This is a genomic window from Streptomyces sp. CB00455 (genome assembly GCF_001905445.1).
GTDB lineage: Bacteria > Actinomycetota > Actinomycetes > Streptomycetales > Streptomycetaceae > Streptomyces.
Map to the genome: position 1 here is coordinate 367,924 of NZ_LIVQ01000003.1, position 18,102 is coordinate 386,025.

17 protein-coding genes are annotated in these 18,102 nt (G+C 73.3%); 9 read left to right on the top strand and 8 right to left on the bottom strand.

Annotated elements, in window-relative coordinates; all coding sequences use genetic code 11:
* Window positions 1-76: 76 nt before the first annotated feature.
* On the top strand, window positions 77-1,459 hold the full coding sequence (locus AMK16_RS14245) for a cysteine desulfurase/sulfurtransferase TusA family protein (protein ID WP_073914513.1): 1,383 nt from the start codon (window positions 77-79) through the stop codon (window positions 1,457-1,459).
* 45 nt (window positions 1,460-1,504) lie between these two features.
* Here AMK16_RS14245 and AMK16_RS14250 read toward each other — a convergent pair whose 3' ends face one another.
* Entirely contained in the window at window positions 1,505-2,479 is a 975-nt protein-coding gene (locus AMK16_RS14250) for a carbohydrate kinase family protein (RefSeq protein WP_073914515.1), read from the bottom strand.
* A gap of 133 nt (window positions 2,480-2,612) precedes the next feature.
* On the opposite strand from AMK16_RS14250, the gene AMK16_RS14255 reads away from it, so the two are divergent.
* A complete protein-coding gene (locus AMK16_RS14255; RefSeq protein ID WP_073914518.1) occupies window positions 2,613-2,849 on the top strand; it encodes a hypothetical protein in 237 nt (78 codons plus the stop codon).
* A 152-nt stretch (window positions 2,850-3,001) separates the two neighbouring features.
* Window positions 3,002-4,447, top strand: a complete 1,446-nt coding sequence (locus tag AMK16_RS14260) for a hypothetical protein (protein WP_073914520.1) — start codon at window positions 3,002-3,004, stop codon at window positions 4,445-4,447.
* Between the two features lie 75 nt (window positions 4,448-4,522).
* On the opposite strand, the gene erpA is transcribed toward AMK16_RS14260, so the two are convergent.
* Window positions 4,523-4,879 (bottom strand): iron-sulfur cluster insertion protein ErpA, encoded by a 357-nt coding sequence (erpA, locus tag AMK16_RS14265; protein WP_030010511.1) that lies wholly within the window; start codon window positions 4,877-4,879, stop codon window positions 4,523-4,525.
* Between the two features lie 294 nt (window positions 4,880-5,173).
* On the opposite strand from erpA, the gene nadA reads away from it, so the two are divergent.
* Window positions 5,174-6,361 (top strand): quinolinate synthase NadA, encoded by a 1,188-nt coding sequence (nadA, locus tag AMK16_RS14270; protein WP_073914523.1) that lies wholly within the window; start codon window positions 5,174-5,176, stop codon window positions 6,359-6,361.
* A 103-nt stretch (window positions 6,362-6,464) separates the two neighbouring features.
* Here nadA and AMK16_RS14275 read toward each other — a convergent pair whose 3' ends face one another.
* From AMK16_RS14275 to AMK16_RS14285, 3 genes are all read right to left on the bottom strand, one after another.
* Entirely contained in the window at window positions 6,465-9,605 is a 3,141-nt protein-coding gene (locus AMK16_RS14275) for an efflux RND transporter permease subunit (protein WP_073914525.1), read from the bottom strand.
* Between the two features lie 145 nt (window positions 9,606-9,750).
* Window positions 9,751-10,473: a response regulator gene (locus AMK16_RS14280; protein WP_073914528.1), complete on the bottom strand. Its 723-nt coding sequence runs from the start codon at window positions 10,471-10,473 to the stop codon at window positions 9,751-9,753.
* Window positions 10,474-10,538: 65 nt separating this feature from the next.
* Window positions 10,539-11,360: an adenosylcobinamide-GDP ribazoletransferase gene (locus tag AMK16_RS14285; protein WP_073914530.1), complete on the bottom strand. Its 822-nt coding sequence runs from the start codon at window positions 11,358-11,360 to the stop codon at window positions 10,539-10,541.
* An 85-nt stretch (window positions 11,361-11,445) separates the two neighbouring features.
* Here AMK16_RS14285 and AMK16_RS14290 point away from each other — a divergent pair, with 85 nt between their 5' ends.
* Complete coding sequence (locus AMK16_RS14290) at window positions 11,446-12,264, top strand: hypothetical protein (protein WP_073914533.1); 819 nt, start codon at window positions 11,446-11,448, stop codon at window positions 12,262-12,264.
* A gap of 128 nt (window positions 12,265-12,392) precedes the next feature.
* Here the strand turns inward: AMK16_RS14290 and pspAA are convergent, their stop codons facing one another.
* A complete protein-coding gene (gene pspAA, locus AMK16_RS14295) occupies window positions 12,393-12,671 on the bottom strand; it encodes a PspA-associated protein PspAA (RefSeq protein WP_073914535.1) in 279 nt (92 codons plus the stop codon).
* 13 nt (window positions 12,672-12,684) lie between these two features.
* The gene (locus AMK16_RS14300; protein WP_073914538.1) at window positions 12,685-13,476 is read right to left on the bottom strand and encodes a PspA/IM30 family protein; all 792 of its coding nucleotides are present in this window, start codon (window positions 13,474-13,476) and stop codon (window positions 12,685-12,687) included.
* A 274-nt stretch (window positions 13,477-13,750) separates the two neighbouring features.
* Here AMK16_RS14300 and AMK16_RS14305 point away from each other — a divergent pair, with 274 nt between their 5' ends.
* Complete coding sequence (locus AMK16_RS14305; protein ID WP_107417138.1) at window positions 13,751-14,359, top strand: DUF3043 domain-containing protein; 609 nt, start codon at window positions 13,751-13,753, stop codon at window positions 14,357-14,359.
* A 77-nt stretch (window positions 14,360-14,436) separates the two neighbouring features.
* Complete coding sequence (locus AMK16_RS14310) at window positions 14,437-15,180, top strand: class I SAM-dependent methyltransferase (protein ID WP_242438725.1); 744 nt, start codon at window positions 14,437-14,439, stop codon at window positions 15,178-15,180.
* Window positions 15,181-15,310: 130 nt separating this feature from the next.
* On the opposite strand, the gene AMK16_RS14315 is transcribed toward AMK16_RS14310, so the two are convergent.
* Window positions 15,311-15,523, bottom strand: coding sequence for a hypothetical protein (locus AMK16_RS14315; protein ID WP_073914541.1), 213 nt, complete (start codon window positions 15,521-15,523; stop codon window positions 15,311-15,313).
* 103 nt (window positions 15,524-15,626) lie between these two features.
* Between AMK16_RS14315 and AMK16_RS14320 the strand changes: the two genes are divergently transcribed.
* Window positions 15,627-16,832, top strand: coding sequence for a bifunctional adenosylcobinamide kinase/adenosylcobinamide-phosphate guanylyltransferase (locus AMK16_RS14320; RefSeq protein WP_073914543.1), 1,206 nt, complete (start codon window positions 15,627-15,629; stop codon window positions 16,830-16,832).
* Window positions 16,833-16,935: 103 nt separating this feature from the next.
* Entirely contained in the window at window positions 16,936-17,997 is a 1,062-nt protein-coding gene (gene cobT, locus AMK16_RS14325) for a nicotinate-nucleotide--dimethylbenzimidazole phosphoribosyltransferase (RefSeq protein ID WP_073914546.1), read from the top strand.
* The last annotated feature ends 105 nt before the right edge of the window (window positions 17,998-18,102 follow it).

Below are 18,102 nucleotides of genomic sequence, written 5' to 3' on the forward strand. Positions count from 1 at the left end.
GGGAGCCGCGCCCTCGCAGGGCCCCGGACTGCGGCCGGCCGGACGGCGCACGCCGCCGCTCCCTTACGGTGGCCGGATGCCGTACTTCGACAGCGCGTCCGCCGCTCCCCTGCACCCCGTGGCCCGGCAGGCGCTGCAGGCCGCCCTGGACGAGGGCTGGGCCGATCCGGCCCGGCTCTACCGGGAGGGAAGGCGGGCGCGGCTGCTGCTGGACGCGGCGCGGGAGGCGGCGGCGGAGTCGGTCGGCTGCCGTCCCGACGAGCTCGTGTTCACTCCTTCGGGGACGCACGCGGTTCACGCGGGGGTCTCGGGGGTCCTGGCGGGGCGCCGGCGCGTGGGCGGCCACCTGGTCGTGTCGGCGGTCGAACACAGTTCCGTACTCCATGCGGCGCAGGTGCACGAGGCCTCCGGCGGGACGGTGAGCGAGGTCCCGGTGGACCGGACGGGCGCGGTGGAGGCGGCGGGCTACCGGGAGGCGCTGGGCGCCACCACCGCCCTGGCCTGCCTGCAGTCCGCCAACCACGAGGTGGGCACGGTCCAGCCGGTGGCGGAGGTGGCCGGCCTCTGCGCGCAGGCCGGGGTGCCGCTCCTGGTGGACGCGGCGCAGTCACTGGGCTGGGGGCCGGTGGAGGGCCCCTGGTCCGTCCTGGCCGCCAGCGCGCACAAATGGGGCGGCCCGCCGGGGGTCGGCCTGCTGGCGGTCCGCAAGGGGGTGCGCTTCTCGCCCCAAGGCCCGGCGGACGAGCGGGAGTCGGGCCGCTCCCCCGGCTTCGTGAACCTCCCCGCGATCGTGGCGGCGGCCGCCTCCCTGCGGGCGGTACGGGCCGAGGCCGACGCGGAGGCGGCCCGGCTGCGGGTCCTGGTGGACCGGATCCGGCGGCGGGTGGCGCGGCTGGTGCCGGACGTGGAGGTGGTCGGGGACCCGGAGCGCAGGCTCCCGCACCTGGTCACCTTCTCCTGCCTCTACGTCGACGGCGAGGCGCTCCTGCACGAGCTGGACCGGGCCGGGTTCTCGGTGTCCTCCGGCTCCTCGTGCACGAGCTCGACGCTGACCCCCAGTCACGTCCTGCGGGCGATGGGGGTGCTGTCGGAGGGGAACGTACGGGTCTCCCTGCCTCCGGGGACCACCGCGCAGGAGGTCAACGCGTTCCTGGAGGTGCTGCCGGGCGTGGTGGCGGGAGTACGGGAACGCCTCGGGGTGCGCGAGCCCGGCCCGCAGGTGCCGCCGGTGGCGGACTCCCTGGAACTGGACGCGCTCGGGCTGCGGTGTCCGCAGCCGGTGATCGAGCTGGCCCGGGCCGTCGTCACCGTCCCGGTGGGCGGCACGGTGACCGTCGTGTCGGACGACGAGGTGGCCCGGCTCGACATTCCGGCGTGGTGCGCGATGCGCGGCCACGCCTACCTCGGCGAGGCCGAACGGCCCGCGGGCGTCGCCTACACGGTCCGGCGTCTGCGCTGACCCGGCCGCAGCCCCCGCCCGGACGCCCGGGCGGGAGGGGCGCGGTCAGGCCAGGTGCGCCCGGACCTCGGCGGCCGCCTCGTCCCCGTAGGCCTTGGTGAAGCGCTCCATGAAGTGGGCGCGCGCCAGGGTGTACTCCTGGGTGCCGAGCGTCTCGATGACGAGGGTGGCGAGCATGCAGCCCAGCTGCGCCGCCCGCTCCAGGCCGACGCCCCAGCCCAGGCCGGTCAGGAACCCGGCGCGGAAGGCGTCGCCGACACCCGTCGGGTCGACCTTCGCGGTCTCCTCCGGGCAGCCGACCACGACCGGCTCCTGGCCGGTCCGCTCGATCCTGACGCCGTTGGAGCCCAGGGTGGTCACGCGGGTGCCGACCTTCGACAGGATCTCGGCGTCCGACCAGCCGGACTTCGACTCGATCAGGCCCTTCTCGTACTCGTTCGAGAAGAGGAAGGTCGCGCCCTCCATCAGGGTGCGGATGTTGTCGCCGTCCATGCGGGCGATCTGCTGGGAGAAGTCGGCGGCGAAGGGGATCCCCCGCGTCCGGCACTCCTCCGTGTGGCGCAGCATCGCCTCGGGGTCGTCCGCGCCGATGAGGACCAGGTCGAGGCCGCCCACCCGGTCGGCGACGGCCTTGAGCTCGATCAGGCGGGCCTCGCTCATGGCGCCCGTGTAGAAGGAGCCGATCTGGTTGTGGTCGGCGTCGGTGGTGCACACGAAGCGCGCGGTGTGCAGCACCTCGGAGATCCGGACGGACTCGGTATCGACGCCGTGCCGCTCGAGCCAGGCGCGGTATTCGTCGAAGTCGGATCCGGCCGCTCCGACCAGGATCGGGCGGCTGCCGAGCTGCCCCATGCCGAAGCAGATGTTCGGGCCGACACCGCCCCGCCGGACGTCGAGGTTGTCGACGAGGAAGGAGAGGGAGACCGTGTGCAGCTGGTCCGCGACCAGCTGGTCGGCGAAACGGCCGGGGAAGGTCATGAGGTGGTCGGTGGCGATGGAGCCGGTGACTGCGATGCGCACGGCGTGGACGCTCCTGCGGAGGACGGCAAGGGGGACAGTCAAAACTACCCGGTCGACGGCCCCGGGCCGACCGGACGAAACTACCCCGTAGTAGCTCTTTCTTCCCGCGCGGCGCGGTGCCTACGGTGCCTTCATGACCTCTACCGACGGCTTCGGCTCCACCGAGTACACCGCCGACACGCGCGGCGCGGAAGCTGCGCGGCAGCCCGGCTTCGCGCGGCTGCTGGGCGACTGCGCCCGGATGGCCCCGCACTGGGCGGCTCCGCAGGGTCCGCGGCCGGTGCGCGTGACTCCCTCGCAGATCCACGGGATCAGCGTCCCGCCGGCCTCGGCGCGGCTGATCGCCTCCACCGTGGCCTACGGCGACTGAGCCTGTCGTCACACGTGCGTCGTCGCCCGGAGGGCGGCCCTGCGGCCGGGAGTGTGACGACAGGCCCGGCGCGCCGGGCCGGGGGAACCGGTTGGGCCCGCGTTCCGTCACACCCGCGTCAGGCAGGACGTGAGAGGTGAAGGAGCGATGCGGTGACCAGCGAAGAACCCGACACATCACGCGGCGCACGGCGGCGGCCGCCCTGGGCCGTCGGCGCGGTGGCGGCCGCCGTCCTGCTGACGGGCGGCGGTACCGCGTACTGGGCGTCCACGGCCTACGGCGACGCCGGGTCGGGCCGCGGTACGCAAAAGGGCGCGGCCTCGGCGGCCCGTGACGCCGGGAGCCCTTCGGGGCCGGGCATCGCGCCCGGGGAGCCCGACCCGTCCGGTGGCGGTGTGGTCTACCGGGCGGACGTGGCGCTCCCGCAGGCCCCGGCCTCGGCGCCCCGCTTCAGCGCGTCGGGGGAGGTCACCTCGGCGGAGGTGGCCCGTCTCGCGGCGGCCCTCGGGATCCAGGGCGAACCGCGGCAGAGCGGTGACGGCTGGCTGGCCGGGGAGGGTGCCGACGGCTCCGGCCCGCGGCTGACGGTGACCCGTACGGCCCCGGGAACCTGGAGCTTCAGCCGCTTCCAGGGGCGCGGCGACGGTTCGGGCAGCGGCGCGGGGGATGCCTGCGTGCGCGGCAAGGACACCTGCGGGCCCGCCACGCTCCCCGGGGGCTCCGGGAACGGGGAGGCGGGCGCCGGCGAGCCGGTGTCCGAGGAGGCCGCCAAGGCGGCTGCCGCTCCGGTGCTGGCCGCCGCCGGCCAGTCGGGGGCCCGGCTGGACGCCCGGCTTCTTCAGGGCTCGGTGCGGGTGGTGACGGCGGACCCGGTGGTCGGCGGGCTCCCCACACAGGGCTGGTCCACCAAGGTGAGCGTGGCCGGGGACGGTGCGGTGCTGGCCGGCAGCGGCGAGCTGAAGGCCCCGGTGCGGGCGTCCGACCAGCCGGTGGTCGGGGCGACCGAGGCGCTGGCCCGGCTGAACGCGAAGTCGGGCGGTTCGGACGGCACGGGCCCCGGGCCGAGCGGCTGCGCGACCTCGGTGCCGCTGGACCCGGACCACCCGGTGGGCGCGACGGACACTCCGCCGTGCAATCCGGAGCCGCGGCCGATGAAGCCCCCGCGTACGGAGACGGTCAAGGGCGCGGCTCTCGGCCTGGTCCCCGGGTCGGTGGACGGCTCCCGCGGTCTGGTTCCGGCCTGGCTGTTCGAGGTGGCGGGGCAGGGCGGTGCTCCCGGTCACACGGTGGCGCAGCCGGCCGGCGAGGAGGACGCGCCCGCTCCCGGGGGCGGGCGCACGGTGCCCGGATTCTCGTACGCGCAGGCCGACCGGCAGCTGACGGTGAACTTCTGGGGCGGGGCGTGCAGCACCTACGCGCTGGAGGTCCGCGAGGAGACCGCCGCGGTCATGGTGAAGATCACCGATACCCCGGACAAGCCGGGCCGGGCCTGCATCATGCTGGCCGAGGAGAGGTCCCTGACGGCGACGCTCCAGCAGCCGCTGGGCGACCGGAAGGTCGTCGACGCCACGACGGGCAAGGCGCTGCCCGGGCGGTGACGCCGGACGTGCGCGAGGGCCCGCCCCCGGTCGGATGCGACCGGGGGCGGGCCCTCGTCGTGCGGGGCGGCGGGCTTAGCTGAAGGAGTCGCCGCAGGCGCAGGAACCCGTGGCGTTCGGGTTGTCGATGGTGAAGCCCTGCTTCTCGATGGTGTCGACGAAGTCGATGGAGGCACCGTGGAGGTACGGGGAGCTCATCCGGTCGGTGACGACCTTCACACCGTCGAAGTCCTTGACCACGTCGCCGTCGAGGGAACGCTCGTCGAAGAAGAGCTGGTAGCGCAGGCCGGAGCAGCCGCCGGGCTGGACGGCGACGCGGAGCGCCAGGTCATCGCGGCCTTCCTGCTCCAGCAGGGTCCTGACCTTTTCGGCGGCGGCGTCGGACAGGAGGATGCCGTCGCTCACGGTGGTCTTGTCGTCCTGTACGGACATCTGCATTCACTCCCGAAGTGGGCGGCTCCCCGCCGGAGCAGGGAAACGTCGGACTCTTGCCGTCGGTGGCAACGAGCGGGGCCGCGGATTCATTCCGGGACCCGACGCTTGTTTCAGACATTCATGCTCGCACACCGCGGGCCGAGGCGGCCGCTGTCCGGCGGTCGGCTCATTCGTCACATTGACACTATGGCCATCGTCAAAGTGACGTGAAGCGGTTATGATAGATAGCGTCAAATAGACGAGAAGTCGAAGTGATGCCTCCAGTCCCCCCCTTGTCGCAGAACAGAAAGGGTGCGTGTCGTGACCACCGCCCAGCCCTTGGACGTCCAGCCGACGCCCCTCGCCCTGCTGCTGCTCGGCCGTGAGGCCGACCCCAAGAGCGAGCGCGGGGTGGAATGCCCCGGTGACCTGCCCTCGCCGTCCGACCCGGACCTCGTGGCGCGCGCCCGTGCGGCGAAGGAGAAGCTCGGGGACAAGGTCTTCATCCTCGGCCACCACTACCAGCGTGACGAGGTCATCGAATTCGCCGACGTCACCGGTGACTCCTTCAAGCTGGCCAAGGACGCCGCCGCCAAGCCGGAGGCCGAGTACATCGTCTTCTGCGGCGTGCACTTCATGGCCGAGTCCGCGGACATCCTCACCTCGGACGACCAGAAGGTGGTCCTGCCGGACCTGGCCGCCGGCTGCTCGATGGCCGACATGGCCACCGCCGAGCAGGTCGCCGAGTGCTGGGACGTGCTGAGCGAGGCCGGCGTCGCCGGTGCGACGGTCCCCGTCTCGTACATGAACTCCTCCGCCGACATCAAGGCCTTCACCGGCAAGCACGGCGGCACGATCTGTACGTCCTCCAACGCGAAGAAGGCCCTGGAGTGGGCCTTCGAGCAGGGCGAGAAGGTGCTCTTCCTCCCGGACCAGCACCTGGGCCGCAACACCGCCGTCCGCGACATGGGCATGTCCCTGGACGACTGCGTCCTGTACAACCCGCACAAGCCGAACGGCGGCCTGACCGTCGAGCAGCTGCGCAACGCCAGGATGATCCTGTGGCGCGGGCACTGCTCGGTCCACGGCCGTTTCTCGGTGGACTCGGTCAACGACGTGCGCGCCCGGATCCCCGGCGTGAACGTCCTCGTCCACCCCGAGTGCAAGCACGAGGTCGTGGCCGCGGCGGATTACGTCGGCTCGACGGAGTACATCATCAAGGCGCTGGAGGCGGCCCCGGCCGGGTCCAAGTGGGCCATCGGCACCGAGCTGAACCTGGTCCGCCGCCTGGCGAATCGATTCGCCGCGCAGGACAAGGAGGTCGTCTTCCTCGACAAGACGGTCTGCTTCTGCTCCACGATGAACCGCATCGACCTCCCCCACCTGGTGTGGACCCTGGAGTCGCTGGCCGAGGGCAACCTCGTCAACCGGATCCAGGTCGACAAGGAGACCGAGAGCTTCGCGAAGCTCGCCCTGGAGCGGATGCTGGCCCTCCCGTAGGACGGCGGCGGGCGCCCCGCGGCCCCGCCCTCCTCTTGCCCGAAGGGGCGGACCCGTACGGGTCCGCCCCTTCGGCGTACTGCCGGATCAGGCGTCGGCCGGATCAGGCGTCGGCCGGCGTCTCGTCCCGGCCCTGCGGGACCACCCGCAGCCGGGTCTCGGCGCGCGCCGCGCGCTTGGCCCGACGGCGCTCCTTGCGGAGCTCGACCATCGTGTAGAGGGTCGGCACCAGGAGCAGCGTCAGCAGGGTCGAGCTGACCAGGCCGCCGATCACCACGACCGCGAGCGGCTGCGAGATGAAGCCGCCCTCCCCCGTGACGCCCAGCGCCATCGGGAGCAGCGCGAAGATCGTCGCCAGGGCGGTCATCAGGATCGGGCGCAGCCGGTGCCGGCCGCCTTCGACGACCGCCTCGACGACGCCCAGCCCCTGCGCGCGGTACTGGTTGACCAGGTCGATCAGGACGATCGCGTTGGTCACGACGATGCCGATGAGCATCAGCATGCCGATCATCGCCGGGACGCCCATCGGGGTGCCGGTGACCAGCAGCAGGCCGAGCGCGCCGGTCGCCGCGAAGGGGATGGAGACCAGCAGGATCAGCGGCTGGATCAGCGAGCGGAAGGTCGCGACCAGCAGCATGAACACGATCGCGACGGCCGCGAGCATGGCCAGGGCGAGCGAGCCGAAGGCCTCGTCCTGGTCCTGCGAGACGCCGCCGATGGAGGCCGTGGCGCCGTCCGGCAGGTCCAGCGCCTTGAGCCTGGTCTGGAGCTCGGCGCTGACCGCGCCGGTGTTGTCGCCGACGGGCTTGGCGGTGACGGTGGCGGCGCGGGCGCCGTCGATCCGGGTCATCGCGACCGGGCCGGGGACCACCTTGACGTCGGCGATGTCGCCGAGCCTGACCGGACCGACCGGCAGGGCCTGGAGTTCGGCCAGGGTGGTGGCCGGCTGCGCGGACTTGATCACGATGTCGCGCTCGGTGTTGTCCAGGACGGCCTTGCCGGCCGGGTTGCCGCGTACGGCCTGGGCGACGACCGCGCCGAGCGCGGCCTGGTTCAGGCCCGCCTCGGCGGCCCTGGGGGTGGCGGTCACCGAGATGCGGGGCACGGACTGCGACAGGTCGCTCTGGACGTCGGTGACGTCCGCCAGCCCGGCGACCTCGGCCCGCACCTGTTCGGCGGCCTTGGCGAGGACGTCTGCGTCCCCGGCCTTGACCACCACGCTGAGGTTCTGGCTGCCGAAGCCGCCGCCCGCCGAGATCCTGGTGTCGCCGATGCCGTCGAGGCCGGCCAGGCCCTTCTCGATGTCCTTCCTGACGGCGTCCGCGTCGCCCGCGTCCTTCAGGGAGATCTGGTAGGAGGCCTGGTTGGAGCCCGTCCCGCCGCCGAAGGCCGCGAGGAAGCCGGAGGAGCCGACGGTGACCTGGTAGCTCTTGACGCCCTCGACCGAGGCGAGCACCTTCTCGACCTTGTGGGCGGCCTCGTCGGAGGCGGCCAGGGAGGTGCCGGGGGCCAGCTCCTGCTTGACCGTCAGGACGTCCTGCTCACCCTGGTCGAAGAAGTTCGTCTTCAGCAGCGGGGTCATCGCGAAGGTGCCGGTCAGGACGACGACCGCGATCGACACGCTGGTCAGGCGACGCCGGGTGGCGAAGCCGAGGACGCGGACGTAGAGCTTCTGCAGGCGGCTGCGCGCCTCCTTCTCCTCCGCCTCGCGCCGCGCCTTCGCGGCGCTTTCGGCGTCGGAGGCACTCACACCCTTGGGAGCGCGCAGGAACCAGTACGACAGGACCGGCACGACGGTGAGCGAGACGAGCAGCGAGGCCAGCAGGGAGGCGGTGACGGTGAGCGAGAAGGAGCCGAAGAGCTCGCCGATCATGCCGCCGACCAGCCCGATCGGCAGGAAGACGGCGACGGTGGTGAGCGTGGAGGAGGTGACCGCGCCGGCCACTTCCCGGACGGCGGTGAGGATGGCCTGTTCGCGTTCCTCGCCGTAGCCGAGGTGGCGCTTGATGTTCTCCAGGACCACGATCGAGTCGTCGACGACGCGGCCGATGGCGATGGTGAGCGCGCCCAGCGTGAGCATGTTCAGCGACAGGTCGCGCGTCCACAGCACGATGAGCGCGAGGACGACCGAGAGCGGGATGGAGACCGCGGTGACCAGCGTCGAGCGCAGCGAGCCGAGGAAGACCAGGATCACGATCACCGCGAAGAGCAGCCCGAGCAGGCCCTCGGTGGTGAGGCTGGAGATGGACTTGGCGACGGCCGGGCCCTGGTCGCTGACGACGGTCAGCTCGGCGCCGGCGCCGAGGGTGGAGCGCAGCTGCGGCAGCGCGTCCTTGACGGCATCGGAGATGGCGACGGCGCTGCCGTCCTTGTCCATGGTCAGGACGAGGGCGAGGCTGGGCTTTCCGTTGGTGCGGGTCAGGGAGACGGCCCTGGCGGGCTCCTGCCTGACGGTGGCGACGTCGCCGAGGCGCACCGGGCTCCGGCCGGCGGCGCCGGGTCCGGGGCTCAGGCGCAGGTCCTCCAGCTGGGCGAGCGAGGTGTAGCCGGCGCCGACGCGGACGGTACGGTTCTTGCCCTGCTCGTCGAAGGAGCCGGCGGGCACGCTCGCGCCGCCCGCCTGGAGGCCCTGGGCGAGGGTGGCGCCGTCGAGGCCGGCGGCGGCGAGCTTGGCGTTGTCGGGCGTGACGGTGACCTGGAGGTCCTGGACGCCGTCGACGGTGACCTGTCCGACGCCCGTGATGTCCGACAGGACGGGGACGACCGAGCGCTCCAGCTGGTCGGCGAGTGCCTGCTGGTCCTTGTCGGAGGTGACGGCGAGGATGACGGTGGGGATGTCGTCGGTGGAGCCGGCCACCACCTGCGGTTCGACGTCGGCGGGCAGCCGGACGCGGGCGCGGTTCACGGCCTGCTGGACGTCGGCGACGAGCTGCTTGGTGCCGCTGTCGCCGTAGTCGAAGGTGGCCGTGATGAGGGCGTTGCCCTCGCTGGCGGTGGAGGTGATGCCCGTGATGCCGTCGACGCCCTTGAGGGTGGCCTCGATCGGTTCGACGACCTGCTTCTCCACCACGTCGGGCGAGGCGCCCTGGTACGGCGCGAGCACGGAGACCATCGGCAGTTCGATGGAGGGCAGCAGCTGCTGCTTGAGCTGCGGAACGGCGATGGCGCCGAAGAGGAGCGCGACGATCGACACCAGGCCGATCAGCGCTCTTTGGGCAAGGCTGAAGCGGGACAGCCACGACATGGGTATGGGATCTCTCTGCAGTGACGAACGCGGGGGCCCCTCAGCCTCCCCCCTGCCGGTGCGGCGCTGCGTCGCTCCCAGGTGCCGTCCTTGTCCGCGGCGTACCGCGTCCGCAGTAGTCCGCGGTACTGCGCGGTGCCGCGCGCTACTCGGCCCGGGGCCGGACCAGTCCCGATTCGTAGGCAATGACGACCAATTGGGCCCGGTCGCGGGCGCCGAGCTTGGCCATGGCCCGGTTCACGTGGGTCTTCACGGTGAGCGGACTGACCTCCAGCCGTCCGGCGATCCCGTCGTTGGACAGGCCCGCGGCGACGTGGACGAGGACCTCGCGCTCGCGCACGGTCAGCGCGGCGAGCCGCTGCGCGTGCGGGCCGGCCGCGGTGGCGGCCGGGTCGGCGCCCCCTCCCTGGGCGAGGAAGGTGGCGATGAGCCCCTTGGTCGCGGCCGGGGAGAGCAGGGCCTCGCCGGCGGCGGCGACACGGATGGCGTTGAGGAGTTCCTCGGGTTCGGCGCCCTTGCCGAGGAAGCCGGAGGCGCCCGCGCGCAGGGCCGAGGCCACGTATTCGTCGACCTCGAAGGTCGTCAGCATCACGACGCGCACGGCGGCGAGTTCCGGGTCGGCGCTGATCATTCGGGTGGCGGCGAGCCCGTCGGTGCCGGGCATCCGGATGTCCATGAGCACGACGTCGGCGCGCGTCCGCGCGGCGAGGGCGTAGGCCTGGGCGCCGTCGGACGCCTCCCCGACGACCTCCATGTCGGGCTCGGAGTCGACGAGCACCTTGAAGGCGCTGCGCAGCAGGGCCTGGTCGTCGGCGAGCAGCACCCTGATGGGCGCGGCGGGGGTCGGGTCCGTCGCAGTGTGGTCCACGGGATGAGCCTACGGCGGCCGGGGGTCCGGCCGGTGGGGGCGGGGGTCCGGCCGGTGGCGCCGGGTCAGCCCAGCGCCAGGACGACGAGGGCGGTGGTGGCCGCGACCTCCGCCAGGGCTCCGAAGACGTCACCGGTGACCCCGTCGAAGCGCCGGACGCAGCGGCGCAGCAGCAATTCGGCGGCGAGCAGGCCGGCCAGGACGGCGGCCGCCTGGCGCCCGGCGGCCGCCGGGCCCAGCGGGAGGGCCGTGGCCGCGGCCAGGAGCACGGTGAGCGCGGCGACGGCGGCGGCGGCGCGGCGCGGGACGGCCCCTGCGACCGCCGCGCCGAGCCCTCCGGGGCGGGCCGCCGGGACGCCCTCGCGGGAGGCGAGGGTCATGGCGAGGCGGGCGGTGACGGCGGCCGCCACGGCGGCGAGCGCGCCGCGGAGCCAGCTGTCGGCGTAGGCGTCGGACAGCGCGGCGGTCTGTAGGAGCATCACGACGACCAGGGCGACGACGCCGAAGGGGCCGATGTCGGACTGCTTCATGATGCGCAGCGCCTCGTCGGCCGGCTTGGCGCTGCCCAGGCCGTCCGCGGTGTCGGCGAGTCCGTCCAGGTGCAGCCCGCGGGTGAGGGCGGCCGGCAGGGCGACGCTGGCGGCAGCGGCGAGCAGCGGGCCGCCGCCGAGCAGGAGCAGGAGCACCCCGGGCGCGGCGGCGAGCACGCCGACGACCAGACCGGCGAGCGGGGCGCAGGCCATTCCGGTGCGGGCGGCGGGACGGTCCCAGCGGGTGATGCGGGCGGGCAGCACGGTCAGGGTGCCGAACGCGAAGCGGACGCCGTCTTGGAACGAGGCGCGTTCCGGGGGGGGCGTCTGGAGCGGATCTTCGAACGAATCTGTCATCGGCGCGAACGCTACCCGCTCGACCTGAGCGGTAAATTACCCATTACCTGTCAAAAGGGGAGCTCACGGCTGGGGAAGGGGTGCGATGGGTCACTGGTGGTACCGCAACGTCGTCGAACCGGGGAAGCTGCCGTTGCTGCTGGCCCTGCTCTCCTTCGTGACGTCGTTCCTCGTCACCCGGGTGATCACCCGGATGATCCGGGCCGGTCGGGGACCGTTCAAGAACGTGACCCCTGGCGGCATCCACATCCACCACGTGGTGCCGGGGGTGATCCTCGTGATCATCGGTGGTTTCGGGGCGATCGGCAGCGGCCGGCACGGCTTCGGCGCCGGGCTCTCGGCCGTGGTCTTCGGGATCGGCGCCGGCCTGGTGCTGGACGAGTTCGCGCTGATCCTGCACCTCGACGACGTCTACTGGAGCGAGCAGGGCCGCAAGAGCGTGGAGATCGTGGTCCTGACGGCCGCCCTGGTGGCGCTGGTCCTGGGCGGTTTCCTGCCCTTCGGGGTGAACGACCTGACCTCCGACGAGCGCCACAGCCGGGGGCTGGTCGTCATGAACACCGCCACCAATTTCTTCCTGGCCCTGATCGCCCTGTGGAAGGGCAAGGCGCGCACCGCGTTCTTCGGCACGGTCATCCCCTTCGTGGCGCTGATCGGGGCGGTCCGGCTGGCTCGGCCCGGATCGCCCTTCGCCAGGAGGTTCTACGCCAAGCGCCCGCGGGCCCGCGCCAAGTCCAAGCTGCGCGCCTTCCACCACGACCGGCGGTGGGCGCGCCCGCGCCGCAGCTTCGAGAACTTCATCGGCGGCACCCCCGACCCGGAGCGGCCGGCCGCCGCCCTGGAGCGGCCGCCGGGGCCGCCGGGGCACTCAGGACCGGACGGCCCGAAGGACGCGGGCACCTGAGGACGCGGGCACCCGAGTAAGCGGGCCTCCGGAGAGGCGGGCACCCGGAGACGCACGCACCTGGGGACGGACGGCGGCGGGCCCGCCCCCCGCCGCGGCGGGGGGCGGGCCCGCCGTCCACCGCCGCGTCAGTCCGGGATCAGACCGTCGCCGTCGAGCATCTCCCTGACCTCGTCCAGGCTCGCCTCCGGCCCGGGCAGGATCAGCTCCGAGGGCTCCAGCGCCTCGTCGGGCAGCGGCCGGCCGAGGCGCCGTACGGCTTCGAGCAGTGCGCCCAGCGTGCGCCGGAAACCCTCCTCGTCACCGCTCTGCATCTCGGCGAGCAGCTCGTCGTCCAGCCTGCCCAGCTCGGCGAGGTGGCCGTCGGCCATCTCCACCTGGCCTTCCCCCATGATGCGGACAATCATGACGGGCCCCGTCCTACTGCTTGTCGAAGCGGTGACCGCTCTGCGGCTGCCGGTCGGTGCCCGGGGCGCCGCCCTCGATGGCCTGCTGCTGCGCGGACGGGCCGCCCGCCAGCTCGGCCTTCATCCGCTGGAGCTCCAGCTCCACGTCCGTGCCGCCCGACAGGCGGTCCAGCTCGGTCTGGATGTCGTCCCTCGCGAGGCCGCTCTGGTCGTCCAGCGCACCGGAGGCCAGCAGTTCGTCGATCGCGCCGGCGCGGGCCTGGAGCTGGGCGGTCTTGTCCTCCGCCCGCTGGATGGCGAGGCCCACGTCGCTCATCTCCTCCGAGATGCCGGAAAAGGACTCCGCGATCCGGGTCTGCGCCTGGGCCGCGGTGTAGGTGGCCTTGATGGTCTCCTTCTTCGTCCGGAAGGCGTCCACCTTGGCCTGCAGGCGCTGCGCGGCGAGGGTCAGCTTCTCCTCCTCGCCCTGGAGGGTCTGGTGCTGCACCTCCAGGTCGCTGACCTGCTGCTGGAGCGAGGCGCGGCGGGAGAGGGCCTCGCGGGCCAGGTCCTCGCGGCCGAGGGCGAGCGCCTTGCGGCCCTGGTCCTCCAGCTTCGCGGACTGGCCCTGGAGCTGGTTGAGCTGCAGTTCCAGGCGCTTGCGGGACGTCGCGACATCGGCGACACCGCGGCGTACCTTCTGCAGCAGTTCCAGCTGCTTCTGGTACGAGTAGTCGAGGGTTTCGCGCGGGTCCTCGGCCCGGTCCAGGGCCTTGTTCGCCTTCGCGCGGAAGATCATCCCCATACGCTTCATGACACCGCTCATGGGCTTCGCGCGCCCCCTTCTAGACGGACTGTGCTCCAGGTCACCGACAGGACCCACAGTACGGGCCCTGTCTCCATTACCGCACTGTTCGAGTACGGATGCGCTCCTCCTCCAGGACGACTGCACCCGCGCCGTATCAGGCGCAAGGAGTAGGTGGGCCCCCGAGCGGTACGAAGAGCGGTCCCCGCGGACCGGACCGTGCAAAGGGAAGGACGCCCGCCGTTGCCGGATCGTTCCCCGGCGGGGTGGGGCCCATGCCCGCAACCACGTAGGCTTGGGTTTTGTGTTTGGTAGCCGCTCCTCCAAGGAAGAGAAGGCCGCCGCCACCGACAAGGTGAGCGCCGACCTCTCGCAGCCCCGTGACCCGCAGGCCCCGAAGGGCCGCCCTACGCCGAAGCGTGCTGTGGCCCAGTCGCAGCGCAAGACCGTGGTGGCCTCGACCGGCAACCGCAAGGAGGATGCCAAGCGAGCCCGTGAGCGCCGTCGCGTGGAGATGGCCAAGCAGCGCGAGGCGCTGGCCAACGGCGACGAGCGCTATCTGCCCGCCCGCGACAAGGGCCCGGTGCGCAAGTTCGTCCGGGACTTCGTCGACTCGCGCTTCTCGGTCGCCGAGATGTTCCTGCCCCTGGCAGTGATCATCCTGGTGCTGAGCATGGTGCGGGTCAACCAGATCCAGAACATCGCCCTGATGCTGTGGATGGGCGTGATCGTCCTGATCATCCTCGACTCCATCGGCCTGGTCTTCCGCCTGCGCAAGGCGCTGGACGCGCGCTTCGCGGACGAGCCCCGCCGGGGCGCCGTGGCCTACGGTCTCATGCGCACCCTCCAGATGCGCCGGCTCCGTCTGCCGAAGCCGCAGGTCAAGCGCGGGGAACGACCCTGAGCGCAGAGACGCCCGGAGCGTCGGGGGACGGCTTCGCCTGGGGGGGCCCGGGGGGAGCCCGCCGGTGGCTGGAGGGCTTGGGCGGACTGCGCAACGCCGTCCGCCAGGAGCTCGTGGGGCGGCAGGTGGACGAGCAGATCGTGCACCGTTTCCCGGTGGGGCAGCGGCTGCGCGTCCTTGACGTCGGCATGGGCCAGGGCACCCAGGCCCTGCGCCTCGCCCGGGCCGGGCACAAGGTGACCGGCCTGGAGAAGGACCCGGGGATGCTGGCCGTCGCCCGGGAGGCGCTGGACGCGGAACCCGCGGGGATCCGCGACCGGGTCAGCCTCATGGAGGGCGACGGCCGGGAGACCGGCGCGCACTTCCTGCCGGGCAGCTTCGACGTGGTGCTGTGCCACGGGGTGCTGATGTATGTGCCCGAGCCGGACGCCATGCTCGCCGGGCTCGCCCGCATGCTCGCGCCGGGCGGACTGCTGTCCCTGCTGGTGCGCAACGGCGACGCGCTCGCCATGCGTCCCGGCCTGAGCGGCGACTGGGACGCCGCGCTGGACGCATTCGACGGCGTCGCCTACACGAACCGGCTGGGCCTCGACGTCCGGGCCGACCGCCTGGCCGGGCTGACGTCCACCTTCTCCGGGATCGGAGCACCCCTCCAGGCCTGGTACGGGGTACGCGTCTTCACCGACGGCACCGAGGCCGGCGAGGGTCTGCCGCCCGAGGAGGAGCTGGAGCGGCTGCTGGCCGCCGAGGAGCGCGCCGGGCGCACCGACCCCTACCGCGGCGTGGCCGCGCTGCTGCACCTGTGCGGCGTACGGGGCTGAGCACGGTCCGGGGCGCCGCCTGCGAGCAGGGGCCGGGACACACGCTCCCGGCTCCCGCACCGCGCAGGGCGCCGGGGCGCGGGACCCCGGCCGCGGGGCGAACCCGGCGGCCGGTCACCGGCCGGACGGCCTATGCGTCCAGGGCCGCGCGCAGGCTCATCGTGTAGAGCTCGGTTCCGCCGTCGTCGGACAGCTTGACCTGCTCGACGCCGCCCTCCAGCAGGTCCTTCCAGTACTCACCGATCCAGGACTCCGCGTCCCCCTGCGTGGTGAACTCCTCCGGCACCACCGACGGTGCCGTCTCGGTGCCCTCGGCCGTCTCGAACCGCCACGTCCACGCCATGTCCGCCTCCGTTGCTCGTCCGCTGCTGCACGCTTCTCGCCTTGAGTCTGCCCGCAGAGTAGCCGGGCGCGCACCACTCCCGGCGACGCGGGAGGATCATCCTGTGGAACTCACTCTGCTCGGAACCGGCACACCCGAGGGCCTGCCCCGCCCCGGCTGTCCCTGCGCGGCCTGCGCACGCTCCGTCGGCCCGTGCTCGCGCGCCGCCACCGCCGTCCTCGTCGACGGGGCGCTGCTGCTCGACCTGACCCCCGGGGCCGTATTGGCCGGGGCGCGGGCCGGGCATTCGCTGGCCGGTGTGCGCCAGGTGCTGCTCACCCACCCGCACGACGGTCCCGCGGTGGAGCTGCCGCCCGGGCTGCCGGCCGCCGGGCGGGTGCCGGACGGGCAGGAGCTTTCGGTGATCTCCGGACACCGGGTGCGGGCGGTGCCCATGGACGCGCCGGGGACCGGGTACGAGGTGACCGGTCCGGACGGCGCACGGCTGCTGTACCTGCCGCCCGGCGGAGCGCCCGCGGGGACCGGCGCACTGCACGGGCAGCGCCCGTACGACATGGTCCTCGCCGACGTGCTGGGCCGGCCCGAGGCGCTGGCGCGGCTGCGGTCGAGCGGCGCGGCGGGACCGGCCACGGACGTGATCGCCGTCCACCTCGACCACGACACCCCGCCCGGCCGCGAGCTGGAGCGCCGGTGCGCGGCCGCCGGGGTGAGGCTTGTGCCGGACGGGACCACCGTGACCGTCGGGGAGTACCACGCGGGTCCCGGACTGCCGCACCGGACCCTGGTCCTGGGCGGGGCCCGCTCGGGGAAGTCCGTCGAGGCGGAGCGGCGGCTGGAGTCCTTCCCCGGGGTGGTCTACGTGGCCACCGGCGGCGCCCGCGACGGCGACGCGGAGTGGGCGCAGCGCATCGGCCTGCACCGGGAGCGGCGGCCGGCGAGCTGGCGGACGGTGGAGAGCTGCGACCTCCTCCCGCTGCTGGCCGAGGAGGGCCCGCCGCTGCTGATCGACTGTCTGGCGCTGTGGCTGACGGACGCGATGGACCGGGCCGGCGCCTGGGACGACGCGGTGTGGGCCAGGAGCGGACACCGGGAGCTGCGGGAGCGTACGGCCGCGCTGGCGGCGGCCGTACGCGCGACCCCCCGCCGGGTGGTGCTGGTCAGCAACGAGGTCGGCTCCGGTGTCGTGCCCGCGACGGCCTCGGGCCGCCGTTTCCGCGACGAACTGGGCCGTCTCAACAGCGCGGTGGCGGCCGAGTGCGAGCACGTCCTGCTGGTGGTGGCCGGTCTGCCGCTGGTCCTCAAGGACTGATGCCGGAGCGGACCGGGAGCGGAGCGGCACCCTCCTCAACCCCCGTTCCACCGGCGGTGGAAGGGGGCTTGGGGAGGGCCTCACCGGCTGTACGCTCTGGCAGATGAGCACGCTGAATCTCGACGACTTCTCCGATCTGATCGAGCGCCCCGACGGGGGCGTCCGGCGTGATGCCGAGGAACGCCGTGAACGGCTGGCCGTGCCGCCCGGTGCGCTGGGCCGGCTCGACGAGCTCGCCGAGTGGCTCGCCGCCGCACAGGGCCGGGTGCCGGTCAGACCGGTCGAGCACCCCCGTGTGGTGCTGTTCGCCGCGGACCACGGCATCGCCTCCGGGGGCGTGTCGGCGCGGGCCGCCTCCACCGGGCACGAGCTGGTGCGGTCCGTGCTCGACGGGGCCAGCCCCGTCGCCATCCTGGCCGGACGGCTCGGCGCCACCGTACGGATCGTCGACGCCGGGCTGGACTGCGATCCGGCGCTGCTCCCCGAGGACGTGGTCAGGCACCGCGTCCGGCGCGGCAGCGGCCGGATCGACGTGGAGGACGCGCTCACCGTCGAGGAGACCCGGGCGGCCCTCGAACTGGGGATCAGGATCGCCGACGAGGAGGCCGACTCCGGTACGGACCTCGTGGTCCTCGGCGACCTCAGCGTGGGCGGGACCACGGTCGCCGCCACCCTCGTCGCGGCCCTGTGCGGCACCGACGCCTCCGTGGTCACCGGCCGCGGCGGGCTGCCCATCGACGACCTGACCTGGATGCGCAAGTGCGCGGCGATCCGCGACGCGCTGCGCCGGGCCCGGCCGGTCCTCGGCGACCAGGTGGCGCTGCTGGCCGCGGTCGGCGGCGCCGATGTCGCCGCGATCACCGGTTTCCTGCTCCAGTGCGCGGTGCGCCGCACACCGGTCATCCTCGACGGCGTCGTCTCGGCGGCCTGCGGTCTGGTGGCCCAGCGCGCCGCGTTCCGGGCCCCCGACTGGTGGCTGGCCGGTCAGGCGAGCGGCGAGCCCGGCCAGACGAAGGCCCTGGACCGGATGGCGCTCAACCCTGTGCTCGACCACGGCGTCATTGTGGGGGAAGGTACCGGGGCCCTGCTGGCGCTCCCCCTCGTCCAGGCGGCCGCCGCGCTCGCGGCGGAACTCCCGCCGGGCGCGGCCTCGCACGACGTCTGACGGAGGGGCGGCGCGGGAGCCGACGGAGTGAGCCCCCGGGGCCCACGGCCATGACCAGGCCGCGGTTCCCGGACACGCCCACTACGGACAGCGACGCCCCATATG